An 11,710-nucleotide genomic window follows, 5' to 3' on the forward strand; every position below is an offset into this window, starting at 1 on the left:
CTAAACCTTTGCGATCTCCGCTGCGGCAGCCGCCAGCGCATTGCGCCCATGCGGGACGCGTAGCGCCGTCAAACCGGCCTCGATGCCGCCCAGAAGGCCCATGATCATCTGTCCGTTCACATGGCCCATGTGGCCAAGCCGGAAAAACCCGTGCCACGCCGGATCGCCCGGCGGCGCCATGCCCAGGCCGATGCCGAGCGTCAGACCAAGACGCGCCTCGGTCCAATCCCGCAGCGCCGTGGCGTGGGGCGCCTCGAGGCGCAGCGCCGTGACAGCACAGCTGCGATGCGCGGGCTCCGCCACGTTCAACTCCAATGGCCCACCCGACGCCCACGCATTGCAGGCAGCCCAGATCGCCCGCGCGAGCGTTTCGTGGCGGGACCAGATCGCCTCCATCCCCTCGGCATGGATCATGTCGAGCGCGGCGCGCAATCCGTAAAGGTGATGCGTCGGCGCTGTGCCGTTCCAGTACATGAAGAACTCTTCGGGGTTGGCCCGCGGCGACCAGTCCCAATAGCGGCTGACCCGAGGCATGGCGCGTCGCACCGCGTCGGCCTTGTCATTGAAAAACACGAAACACATGCCAGGTGGGACCATCAGCCCCTTTTGGCACCCGGCCACCATCACATCGACGCCCCATCTGTCCATTTCAAAGCGGTCACAGCCCAGCGAGGCAATACAATCGGCCATCAAAAGCGCCGGATGACCCACGTCGTCCAGCACCCCGCGCAGGGCGGCCACATCGTTGCGAATAGAGGTCGACGTGTCGACATGCACGGCGAGTACCGCTTTGATCCGGTGGGCCGTGTCGGCGCGCAACGCCTCTGCGATCTGCTCTAGATCCCAGGGCGCCCGCTTGCCATGATCAATGATCTGCGTCTGTGCGCCCAGGCCCTCGGCCATCTCGGCCCATCCGTGGGCGAACCGGCCCGTGGCGGGGACAAGAACGGTGTCGCCCTCTGCCACGGTATTGGCCAGCGCTGCTTCCCACGCCGCATGCCCGTTGCCAATATACATGGCGACATGGCTCTCCGTCTGCGCCACACGGCGCAGATCCGGTACAAGACTTGCAGCTATGTCCACGATCTCGCCCGCATAGATGTTGGGCGCCGCCCGGTGCATGGCTTGCAACACTGCATCCGGCATCACCGATGGACCCGGAATGGCCAGGTATTCGCGGCCGCCCACGTGTTTGACCGATGACGTCATGGAAGCTCTCCGTACGCATTCAATATCGCGCACACTAGCGCCGTCGGATGCGGCGTCAATTGCACCGCGGGCAGAGCGCTAACGGCGATAGCTCTCGGCCAGCCTCTCGGGGCTGACGCCCGCAAAATAGCGCAGCAGCGTCCAGAGATTGCGCGTGCCGCGGCGCAGCCAACCCTGACGGCGATACTTCTCTGCGCTTGTCACAGCCACAGCATCCAACGGCACCAATGCCCCGCGCAGCGCACGCGCGATGGCCACATCCTCCATCAACGGAATATCAGGATACCCCCCGACCCGCACATAATGATCGCGACGGATCAACAACCCCTGATCGCCATAGGGCAACCCAAACAGCCGCGCCCGCAGGTTGGCCCACGCTGCTACCAGCTGTCCTCCACGATCAAATCGAAGGTTGAAGTAGCCAGCGTGCGCGCGGCCCAGATGCTCAGCCACAGGAGCCGTCCAGCCAGGCGTCAGGCACGTGTCGGCATGCAGGATCAGAAACCACTCCGCCCGCGCCGCCGTAGTACCGCGCCGCAACTGCCCGCCGCGCGACGCAAGCCCCCGCACGATCTGTGCGCCCCACGCATCAGCAAGTGCCACCGTCCTGTCATCTGATCCACCATCACTCACGATCAGCTCAGCGATGAGACCCGCATCAACCCCCTCCATCAACGCAGCCAAACACGGGCCAAGCGCCGCTTCGGCATTCAAGGTCGGAATGATGACAGAGATGGGTGCAGGCAAGACTGGCCCCTTTCGGTTGGTCCTCGGGCTGCTATATGACAAGAGACGCCCGCGAAAGGAACTCCCATGACCTACCGTCATATCTTCCGCCTCTCCGGCCCTGACACGCACGGCTTCCTTCAGGGGCTCGTCACGAACGATGTGGACGGGCTGAAAGACGGCCTTGTTTACGCCGCTCTTTTGACGCCGCAGGGCAAATACATGGCCGACTTTTTCCTCGTGCCCGACGGGGAAGCCGTTCTGCTGGATGCGCATCACGATCAGGTGGACATGCTGCGACAGCGGCTGGGCATGTACAAACTGCGCGCCAATGTCACGCTCGAGGATACAGACCTGCATTTGCACCGCGGGCTCGGCGACGCACCGACCGACGGTTTCGCAGACCCGCGGCACAGCGCCATGGGTTGGCGTGCGTACCGCGAAGAAGCGCAGACCGACGACACCACTGACTGGACGGCGCTGCGTGTCACGCACATGATCCCTGAAACCGGGATTGAGCTGACACCGGACACGTTCATCCTCGAAGCACATTTCGAAGGACTGAACGGCGTCGATTTCCGCAAGGGCTGCTATGTTGGTCAGGAAGTCACCGCACGCATGAAGCACAAGACAACCCTACGCAAAGGGCTGGCGTCCGTACGGGTTGAGGGCGACGCGGATCCCGGCACCGAACTTAAGGCGGGCGACAAACCGGCGGGTACGCTCCTGTCACGTTCAGGCGACCGGGCCATTGCCTATCTGCGGTTTGACCGGGCACAGGGCGACATGCAGGCAGGCGCAGCGACCGTCACCCGCGCCGACTGACGCGGACCTGCCGCACCACTACCCCGTCAGCTTGATGAACAACGCAGACCCCATGACAAACGATGTGGCAATCTCGTCCTGCCGCTTTTCCAGGTAAGCGTCGCCTACGACCTTGGGCCCATCGCCATAGGGCCAGACGTAGTCATCCAATATGATCCACCCGCCTGGCTTCACCATGGAACACCAGGCCTCAACATCCGCCCTAACGGCCGCTTCGCTGTGGTTGCCGTCGATATGCAGGACAGAAATTTCCCCCGAATAGGTAACTGCGTCAAACTCCGGGCTCTCGATCTGACGCGACGCGGCATAAACGGGCGCCGCATCAACGGACGCCTTGCGAAGATAATTCAACCGCCCCTGCGCATAGGGCAGAAGATTAACGAGGAAAATCTGAAACGCACCGGCCGGGTCAACATCAACCGCATCCACCAATCCGCCAGCATCATTCTGCACGATGTTTTTCATATCCCAAGGATCCACGCACAGCACAGGGCCGGTGCCATTCATTTGGGCCAGCTGTGCCAGCAGAAAGGCGGACTTCCCCCACCAACTGCCGATCTCGACCACATCGCCGGCGGGCGCAGATTGGAAGATGGCAAAAAGGGCACGCGTCTTGTCGTGATCGCACATGCCGGGAATGGCTTCCAAATGGTGGTAAATCGACGCCAGCTTGGCCAACGGAGGTAGCGACCTCCCTGTTGGAACGAACAAGGGCACTTCTGCTTCCGACAAGCTCCGAGCAAAATCGTTCGAGGCTTTGTACGTGTCCTCCAACTCGCGCATCGGATGGCTGTTGACGAGGCTGACGTTCGGTAGCGCGTTGGGCAGCGCAGCATCCAGCATTTCCCAAACCACCGCATTGGGCGTGTAGATGGAGGTCACCGAATGCGCCTGCACAACGCCCTGCAACGACGTTACAAAGTCCGGGTCTGTCACATAGGGCAGAAAAGCCCACGCGTCGTAGTGAGGCTTGGCCGGATCATGGTGCAGCGAAGACGCCCCAACGACGGCCCGACCATCCCGTTCAGCTTGTTTCGCATACGCCAGGGATTGCGGCATCCCCGCAGGGAAAACGAGCGTCTTGTTCATAGTCATGTTGCTATCCTGTTGGCGTGCGCCCTTGCGCCGTTGTGGCCGAGGGTTATTGCATCCTACGCTGCACGTCCATCGCAACAAGAGCGTCGCCCGTTCCGATTTAGGCTAAAGACATCGACGCCATAGGGACCGGGCGCCGTACAACCGGTTGGATCAAGCATTCATGGATTTCTGAAGGTTAAGCCGGATACAACGGTTACTTGCATTGCCAGAAGCAATTCCTCGCCGTCCAACCTCCTTGCTGACTGCGTCGCGGAATTAGTGATGATGCCAATCCTTAGCAAGACTTCGAGCGGAGCCTCGCTCTGGCGCGAGAATACACAGCCTGACCGGTTACGCGTGACACTTCAGTTCCGCCCGTCTGATTTGAACCTGCGCGAAGCGAATCTAGAAACAACAGAGGCGCGCAGGTGTACTCCCATCACGCGCGTTCTGCGTATTCCATCGTCTCCGTGTTGACGACAATATCTTCGTCCTGACCAACAAACGGCGGCACCATGACCTTGACCCCGTTGTCGAGGATCGCGGGCTTGAACGAATTCGCCGCCGTCTGGCCTTTGACAACCGGCTCAGTCTCCACGATCTTGCAGGTGACCTTTTGCGGGACGGTCGCGTTCAGCGCCTCTTCCTCATAGAACTCTACGACGATGGTCATGCCGTCCTGCAGGAAAGGGCGGCGGTCGCCCAGAAGCTCCGCGGGCAGTTCGATCTGCTCGTAGGTGTCTGCATCCATGAACACCAGCATGCCGTCGTTCTCATAAAGGAATTGCTGGTCTTTCTGCTCCAGCCGCACCCGTTCGACCTTGTCCGCACTGCGGAAACGTTCATTCAATTTGGAACCGTTGCGCAGGTTGCGCAGTTCCACTTGGGCAAACGCACCGCCCTTTCCGGGTTTGACATGGTCAACTTTTACGGCGGCCCAAAGGCCGTCGTTATGTTCAAGCACGTTTCCGGGGCGGATCTCGTTTCCGTTGATTTTAGGCATGTGGCAAAACCGTGGCGAAAGGTTGATGAAAAGTTGATGCTCCCTATATCTCGCGTGGGGTTGCCCGGCAAGACAACGAAATACAGTGCTGCATGTGCAGCAGGCTATGCGTTGATTGCAAGGATGCCATGCAGAAACGGGGTATCCGAATCGGATGGGTTCGTTCATAACGAGCGCCACGCCGAAAAAGACAAGAGCAAGAATAAAGGAAGGACGACGAATGAAAGATTTCGTTGACGGCACGGCCTTTAACAACGAGCAAGGCAATCGTGCACGTAAACTATTCGCAGCCGTTGTGTTGGCTGCACTCGACGATGCCATCGCCGATGACAAGAAGTATGGCAACGGGCCCGAGCAGATCGCCCGCTGGGCACGTTCGCGCGATGGGCGCGAAGTGCTGAGCTGTGCAGGCATCGACCCGAATGAACGTGTGGTCGAAGGGCTGATGGAATTTGTTGGCAAAGGTGTCCGGACATCGGTCGCGCTGAGCCGCGAAGAATCCGAGCGGCGCAATGCTGCGCAACAGGCCGAAGCCGCCTGATAGAATTAACGCTGCCTAAAGGAAAGCGCGCCCTTCCGGGCGCGTTTTCTTTTTGTCCTCAGCTGTCCACGAAAAAGAACAGCCACTGTCGAACAATCCAGAACTCGGCCAAAAGCATAAGCACGACCAGCCCCGTACCCCATACCGGTAGGGCCCGGCGCCAGAGGGCAACTGCCGCCACACTCGCGACGGCTGCCTCGATCGGGGCGACGAAAGCCGCGCCATGCTCCCTGTCCCAATAGCTGATCGGGCTTTCGAACACCCAAAGGCTGAATGGCCAGAAATGGGGACGGCCGTCATCGTGATGAAGCGGGAAGTCCGTCGCGACGTGCAACAGCGCCGCGCCGGTAAGTGCAATTGCCCACTCCGATTTCCGCCAAAGCGCGATGCCGCACAATATGCCCCAAACAAAGAACGAATTGTCGATGGCAAAGACAGTCTGCCACGCGGCCGAAAAGTAAAGCTCATTGAAAACTGTCGCTGGCGGGATCCCCAGCACGAAGAGAGATACGCCAGCCATGACATACAAGGACACGTCCGGCAGCAAAGCACCCGCAAGCGCGGCTGCAAGGATGCGCTGTTGACCACCTTTTCCAAAGGCGGCGGCGCCAACCAAAAGATGTGCGGGTGTGTTCACGCCCAGTTAGTCCGGCGATACATCCCAGTCCAACCTACTCGAGATCTTGCGCGGCCAGGGCGCGGTGAATTTCCCGCCGCACCAGTTTGCGCACGTTGCGCGTGATGCGTTCGCCGAGGGCGCCCTGCAGCTCTTCTCGTACGATGTCGCTGACCAGATCGCGCAGCGCTTCCTCATCAAGAACATCTTCGTCTGAGGAAAAGATCTGCGCGTCATCCGTGGTCTCGCTCACGGCCTCTGGTGCAGCGCGAGGCGTGTCGAGTGGTTCGGAAGGCTCGGACGTGTCTTGCCACGCGATCGCTGGCGGTTCAGTACCCGCATTTTCGCCGTCCCCCACCATGGCGGGTTCGAACTCTTCCGTCTGCCCGGCAATCAGCGTTTCGAGCGCCGCAATCTTTTCGCTGAGCAGTTTAGGCGGCGTATTTTCATGAGTTGCAGCCTCTCCCTCTGGTCCACCTTCTTCGGCGTCGATGTCGGCGAAAGCGTCCTGAATGGATTTCAAGGTATCCTGTTCCAGATCAACCGCGTCGAGGGTAATGGATGCTTCGATGTCGCCCGAGACTGTCGCCGCGGTTCCATCTTCATCTTGATAGGCATCGTCGGCATTGTCATCGCCTACCCAATGGTCCGTTGCGTCAGCCTGAGCGGTGTCATCAGCCACAAGACTCTCCGCCTCCGAAGCCGGAACATCATCAACATCCGCTTGCGGTTCCTCGACTGACGCTTCCGTTTCGACCACGTCCTCTTGCGGCTGTTCTTCCATGACCCGCAAGGCGGGTGTCAGCACGAGGCGATCAGAATGCGCTTCGGTTGCGCCGTCTGGTTCGGGGCGTTTGTCGTCGGACACCAAGCGGCGGATCGACGCCAAAACGTCCTCCACCTCGGTGTTGGTCATTGGATCAGACATGTTTCATGTACCACTCTCTGCCTCACGCAAAGTCTACCGCGCAGGTGAGAGTCGCACAATACTGTGCTGAAAAGTCTAATCGTCTACTTGGAGGGCACGCAGGACGCGGTCCAGTTGCTCGCCTTGTCTGGACCGTTTGACCGGTCCGTCCTTCACAAGGTTGTAATAGGCCGCAGGGTCATACAGCTGGACGGGCAACTTCAGGCGTTGCGCTGTTAACAGACCCATCGCTTCGAGCACGGCATAGGCAGCGATGTACTGGTCCGCCTGCGCGGAGATGCGGTTCGTCTCGGCGTCCAGCAGGTCCTGTTCTGCGTCCAACACGTCAAGCGTTGTACGTGCGCCTAGCGTCGCCTCTTCTCGAACCCCCTGAAAGGCGACACGCGCTGCACGGATCTGCCTTTCGGACGCCGCGAGGCTGGCGCGTGCGGCATTGAAGTCGGAAATCGCATCCACCACGTCCTGCTGCACGTCGTGTCGGACATTGTGAAGGTTTCCACGCGCGGCATCGCGATTTGCAATCGCCTGACGCTCAAGGGCTGACAGACGGCCACCCTGATAGATTGGCCCAGTCACATTTACCCCGATACTCGCCTGTTCGGTGCTGTCAGGGCCCTCAAGTTCTTCTTCGACACTCACCGTCCCACTGAGCGACACGACGGGCAATTTGTCTCGCGCTGCAGCGGTCACAAGCAACTCATTTGCAGAGACCTGCCTGCGGGCCGTCTCCATTTCCGGGTGGGTGCGGACCGCGACAGCCTGGGCCGCCTCAATGCGCGTCTCTGTGCTGGGAAGCGCTGGCAAACCAGACAGGCGACCAGGTTGTCGGCCAACCACGTTCGTGTATTCGGCCTGCGCCTGTATCAGGTTGCGTTCCGCATCCGCGAGGTTGCTGCGGGCCTGCGCCACCGCCGCTTCTGCCAGCGACACATCGGTTCTCGTCACTTCCCCGACCTCGAACCGGTCATTGGCCGCACGCAACTCCTGTTGCAGCAGACGCAAGTTGTTCTGACTAAGTGCAACAAAGTTTTCCTGGCGCAAGACATTAAAGTAAGCCGCCGCAGCCCGGAGCAACAACGCTTGTTCCACGTTCAAAAGAGATGCACGCGTGGCGAGGACCGTCTCTTTTAGAGCCTCGACGCGCGCCGCGTCCGCACCCCCGTCATAGACCTGCCATGACGCTGTCAAACCAAGCGCAATTGTTCTGGTGCGGAGGGACGTGACGCGACCGTCTGTTGTCCGCTCGCCAAAGACACGCGTGAGGTCGGTCGACCAGTTGATGATTGGGCGCAAAGCCGCGAGGGCAATTGGCACATCTTCGTCCGCAGCGCGCAAGAGCGCGCGGTTCTGTTGCAGCAAACCGCTGTGGGTATAGGCCCCAACCAGCGCATCCGCGAGCGTGTCAGCCGTTGCTCTGCTGCCCACGGCGCCAAAGGTGGTCACCGCAGCCAGGCCGAGGGCCAGTGCGGTAGAGGTGAGAAAGCTGCGTCCTGACGTGTTTTTCATTGTGACCTGCCCCTGTTGATCCGCTCGACCGATGCCTGTTTTCTAGGTCAAAGCGTGAATGCGTCGTGTTTTTCAAATCCCGGCAACACCGGTGCACCCGCATTGAATGCGCGGCGCCAAGACACCGCGCCGTCGACCTTGTATCCAATTCGGGCTTCACCCAACGCACCGTCCATGAACAGACAGGCGATGCGACCACCGTCCTTGAGCTGGGTCAAAAGCGCATCGGGCACATGAGCCACGCCGCCTTCGACAACGATGACGTCGTATGGTCCATGCTCTGCCGCGCCGTCCTTGAGAGGCTCGACATGGGTGATGACGTTATCGATACCCGCAGACATCAGCGCGTCCTGTGCCTCGGACGATGTGTCGTCATTGTCCTCAAGGGCAACGACCGCTTGTGCCATGTGTGCAATTACGGCCGCCGAGTAGCCCAAGCCGGCACCCACATCCAGCACCAGCTCATCCGGTCCAATGTCCAAAGCATCAAGCATCTTCGCCAACGTGCGAGGCTCCAGGATGACACGGCCCTCACCAAGGTGGAGGTTTTCGCCCAGATAGGCTGTCTCTCGCAGGGCTGCCGGCACAAAGTCCTCCCGCTTGACCGAGAGCATGGCATCGATAATTGGAAACTTGGTGACATCGGAGGGCCGCACTTGCGTATCCACCATCATTGTCCGCCGGGTCGAGAAGTCGGGCATTGCAGCTAAACTCTTTGGTTCAGGTTCTTCTCCACAGGTGTGCCACAGTCCGCACGCGTGAGCAACGGAGCAGGTGCGCACTGCGTCATTATTCCAGAAGTGTCTGCTTTGATAGCCTTGCACGCGGCAAACGAATAAGCTATCGCCGCGATTACATCACAAATGGCGAGTTGGCGGAGTGGTGACGCAGCGGATTGCAAATCCGTGTACACCGGTTCGATTCCGGTACTCGCCTCCATTTAATTTCAAGCACTTAGCTCTCTCCTCTCTTTGCCCCATCGGGGGCGTTTACAATTGCGTTTACAGTTTTGCCCTCGCGGCGCTGCTTTTCGCGCTCCAGTAAGTCGAGGACTTCCGCGCTCTCAGCAGGTGAAACGGCGGCGTAATGCTCGATCACGGCCGCTGCGTAGCGGAGCGACCAACCCATGTGATTTGCGATTTGGTTGAGACCCAGACCTGCGCGTAGGAGCCTCGTGGCTGCTGTGCCGCGCGTATCTTGGAGGCGCAGCGTGGGATCACTGAGCTTGTCCGCGATGCGGTCCCGGTAGCGAGTGATGGCGCGACTAGCCGATGTAGGCCTAAGCGGCTTGTTCCGGTCGTTTACCAACAAAACAAGCTGATCCGTAGGCGTTTCATCGATCAACCGTCGAAGCTCTGGCGTCACAGGGATATGCGCTACGCGCCCTCGCTTTTGAGTACGCACCCGAAACCTGTCAATTCCATCGAAGCTCTCAAGGTTGCCGCGCGTCAGCCGCACAAGGTCTGCGGGCCTCAGTCCTGTTTCGCAAGCGAGCGTCATCACACGTTTCACCCATGACGGCGCAGCATCCTTGAACGCCTGTTGATCCGCTTCAGTCCAAACAATCTCAGCTCGATCCACTGAATAGATGCGATGAAGACGGTCGCAGAAGTGCGTTGCGATCTTTCCCTCATCGCGCGCCCAATTGAGGATTCGCACTGCAACTGTGCCCGCGTAGTCATGTTGCTTGGGAGAACTCTTCCACTTTGCTCGCCATTCGTTGAGTTCGCCGCGTGACTTAGGATGCTCCCACATCTTTGCCTGATCATCGGCAAATTCTGAAGCAAACCTAAGCGCCCATTTCCGATAGTCGGCCTGTGTGCGCGCTCCCTGAGGCATCGCAGTGCTGTCGAGAAAATCATCAACCATTTGTGGGGTCATGTATTCCCCGGCGAGACGTGGCTTCACCGCCGTGGAGAAAGCAACCGAAAATTCAGGATCACGTGGACTGCGCACCTGTGACTCCCAGAACTTCGGGCCTCCGCGCCAAGCGTAGAAGTGGAACTTGTCAACATTCTTTGTCTTACGTCGAACACGATGAACACCTTCAGGCAGATCGTTGTGCGGCACGTCTGGCCCTCCTTAACTCAACGAGATCACGTTCTTGGTCGCCGCTTTGGTTCTGTCGCTCCAGCCCCTGCGCTGCATCAAGGCGCGCTCGAACGTGGATCGGATCAAAGAAATGCGGATTGCGCCGGATTGGCTGAATTCCGAGTTGGCGACAAAACGAACGAAAACCGTCGTTCGGGCCAGCAAACCCAAACTTTTGTGCGAGATCGCCCGCAGAGACAAATTCAATCATTTCGATGTCTCCCCGGTCTTCTTCAGCAAGGCCTCAAGATGATCGGGCGTGAGCAACATCAGCCGGCCGATCTGATGAAATTCGCCGGACTGTCGCGCCATTCGGCGGATCAAACGCGCGGACACGTGTACCCCATGTCCCGACAACGCCTCGCTCCAGGCTTCCGGTGTCTTTCCTTCTGACAAGATTGCTGACATGTTTCCGTACACTTGCTGCGACTTTCCGTAAGAAGATGCAGAGCTCTTGCGGCCTGTCATCCACTTTCGGAAGAATCTAGAGAAACCGGAACATTCGTTCCGGTCCGGAGGTGCCGAATGACCAAGGGCTTAGACTTCACCGTGACGCCAGGGGAGGAAGCCGCATGGGAGGCTCAGGAAGAAAAACGGATCGCGTTTGAAGACGCGCAAAGGCGTAACGCACCTTCTCACCCGCTGCATGAAAACCTGAAAGCGCTCCGTGCCCAGTTCAAACTTTCTCAGTTTGAAGCTGCAGAGATCATGGGAGTATCGGAACGCGCCTATCGGACATATGAGAAGGGCCTCCGCCCCGTTCCATCGGATGCACTTGTCAATTTCGCTACTGCGACAGACGTTGATCTGAACGAAATGATGTTAGGTCGGCCTCTTCGGCCTGATTCCGCTCTTCTCGAAAGGTTCTACGCCGAGGTCAAAACCGTTCGAAACACGCTAGGCGAGACCTACCCAAAGATGGATGACGAGACGAAATTCAAGGTCGCGCGATTTGCAGTCACTCACGATTGGCGGCCATTCTACCACTCGCTGACTGATCCGGATTTGATCCGTGACGCGGTTGTCATCACAACTGACCACCGGTTTCATCCGGACGAAGCCCCAGAACCGCCATTCTGGGAGGGATTTGCGGACGACGAGACCTACGAAGACGCCTTCAAGAACTGGCTCGCCTTGTTCGGCCCTGAACAATCGTCCGCTGAAGACGAAAAGGCAAACTCTGGAAAA

14 protein-coding genes and 1 tRNA gene are annotated in these 11,710 nt (G+C 59.2%); 4 read left to right on the forward strand and 11 right to left on the reverse strand.

Annotation, left to right across the window (positions count from 1 at the left end):
* Positions 1-1,209 (reverse strand): alanine--glyoxylate aminotransferase family protein, encoded by a 1,209-nt coding sequence (locus FD715_RS06025; protein ID WP_147106627.1) that lies wholly within the window; start codon positions 1,207-1,209, stop codon positions 1-3.
* Between the two features lie 78 nt (positions 1,210-1,287).
* Entirely contained in the window at positions 1,288-1,956 is a 669-nt protein-coding gene (locus tag FD715_RS06030) for a TIGR04283 family arsenosugar biosynthesis glycosyltransferase (protein WP_147106630.1), read from the reverse strand.
* Positions 1,957-2,022: 66 nt separating this feature from the next.
* Here FD715_RS06030 and FD715_RS06035 point away from each other — a divergent pair, with 66 nt between their 5' ends.
* The gene (locus FD715_RS06035; protein ID WP_147106633.1) at positions 2,023-2,760 is read left to right on the forward strand and encodes a folate-binding protein YgfZ; all 738 of its coding nucleotides are present in this window, start codon (positions 2,023-2,025) and stop codon (positions 2,758-2,760) included.
* 18 nt (positions 2,761-2,778) lie between these two features.
* Here FD715_RS06035 and FD715_RS06040 read toward each other — a convergent pair whose 3' ends face one another.
* Complete coding sequence (locus tag FD715_RS06040) at positions 2,779-3,855, reverse strand: class I SAM-dependent methyltransferase (protein WP_147106636.1); 1,077 nt, start codon at positions 3,853-3,855, stop codon at positions 2,779-2,781.
* A gap of 421 nt (positions 3,856-4,276) precedes the next feature.
* The gene (efp, locus tag FD715_RS06045; protein ID WP_039684472.1) at positions 4,277-4,840 is read right to left on the reverse strand and encodes an elongation factor P; all 564 of its coding nucleotides are present in this window, start codon (positions 4,838-4,840) and stop codon (positions 4,277-4,279) included.
* Between the two features lie 220 nt (positions 4,841-5,060).
* Here efp and FD715_RS06050 point away from each other — a divergent pair, with 220 nt between their 5' ends.
* Positions 5,061-5,381, forward strand: a complete 321-nt coding sequence (locus FD715_RS06050; RefSeq protein WP_039684470.1) for a DUF6280 family protein — start codon at positions 5,061-5,063, stop codon at positions 5,379-5,381.
* A gap of 58 nt (positions 5,382-5,439) precedes the next feature.
* Here FD715_RS06050 and FD715_RS06055 read toward each other — a convergent pair whose 3' ends face one another.
* The 4 genes from FD715_RS06055 to FD715_RS06070 form a co-directional block, all read right to left on the reverse strand.
* Positions 5,440-6,018 carry a cobalamin biosynthesis protein CobQ gene (locus FD715_RS06055; protein ID WP_147106639.1) on the reverse strand — a complete coding sequence of 193 codons (579 nt, stop codon included), beginning with the start codon at positions 6,016-6,018 and terminating at the stop codon, positions 5,440-5,442.
* Positions 6,019-6,052: 34 nt separating this feature from the next.
* Positions 6,053-6,925: a hypothetical protein gene (locus FD715_RS06060; protein WP_147106643.1), complete on the reverse strand. Its 873-nt coding sequence runs from the start codon at positions 6,923-6,925 to the stop codon at positions 6,053-6,055.
* A 75-nt stretch (positions 6,926-7,000) separates the two neighbouring features.
* The gene (locus FD715_RS06065) at positions 7,001-8,431 is read right to left on the reverse strand and encodes a TolC family outer membrane protein (protein ID WP_147106646.1); all 1,431 of its coding nucleotides are present in this window, start codon (positions 8,429-8,431) and stop codon (positions 7,001-7,003) included.
* Between the two features lie 47 nt (positions 8,432-8,478).
* Positions 8,479-9,132, reverse strand: coding sequence for a protein-L-isoaspartate O-methyltransferase (locus tag FD715_RS06070; RefSeq protein WP_147106649.1), 654 nt, complete (start codon positions 9,130-9,132; stop codon positions 8,479-8,481).
* Between the two features lie 164 nt (positions 9,133-9,296).
* On the opposite strand from FD715_RS06070, the gene FD715_RS06075 reads away from it, so the two are divergent.
* Positions 9,297-9,370: transfer RNA gene (locus FD715_RS06075), tRNA-Cys, on the forward strand.
* Positions 9,371-9,385: 15 nt separating this feature from the next.
* On the opposite strand, the gene FD715_RS06080 is transcribed toward FD715_RS06075, so the two are convergent.
* Genes FD715_RS06080 through FD715_RS06090 form a run of 3 tightly spaced genes read right to left on the reverse strand, consistent with a single transcriptional unit; the run spans position 9,386 to position 10,930 of the window.
* On the reverse strand, positions 9,386-10,501 hold the full coding sequence (locus tag FD715_RS06080; protein WP_223274749.1) for a tyrosine-type recombinase/integrase: 1,116 nt from the start codon (positions 10,499-10,501) through the stop codon (positions 9,386-9,388).
* Positions 10,479-10,733 (reverse strand): hypothetical protein, encoded by a 255-nt coding sequence (locus tag FD715_RS06085; RefSeq protein WP_147106652.1) that lies wholly within the window; start codon positions 10,731-10,733, stop codon positions 10,479-10,481. Before FD715_RS06085 ends, FD715_RS06080 begins: the two co-directional genes overlap by 23 nt.
* Complete coding sequence (locus tag FD715_RS06090; RefSeq protein WP_147106655.1) at positions 10,730-10,930, reverse strand: hypothetical protein; 201 nt, start codon at positions 10,928-10,930, stop codon at positions 10,730-10,732. The genes FD715_RS06085 and FD715_RS06090 overlap by 4 nt, the downstream gene beginning before the upstream one ends.
* Positions 10,931-11,047: 117 nt before the next feature.
* Between FD715_RS06090 and FD715_RS06095 the strand changes: the two genes are divergently transcribed.
* On the forward strand, positions 11,048-11,710 hold a 663-nt coding region (locus FD715_RS06095), incomplete at its 3' end, for a helix-turn-helix domain-containing protein (RefSeq protein ID WP_147106782.1).

The sequence above is a fragment of the Tateyamaria sp. syn59 genome (assembly GCF_007995245.1).
GTDB lineage: Bacteria > Pseudomonadota > Alphaproteobacteria > Rhodobacterales > Rhodobacteraceae > Tateyamaria.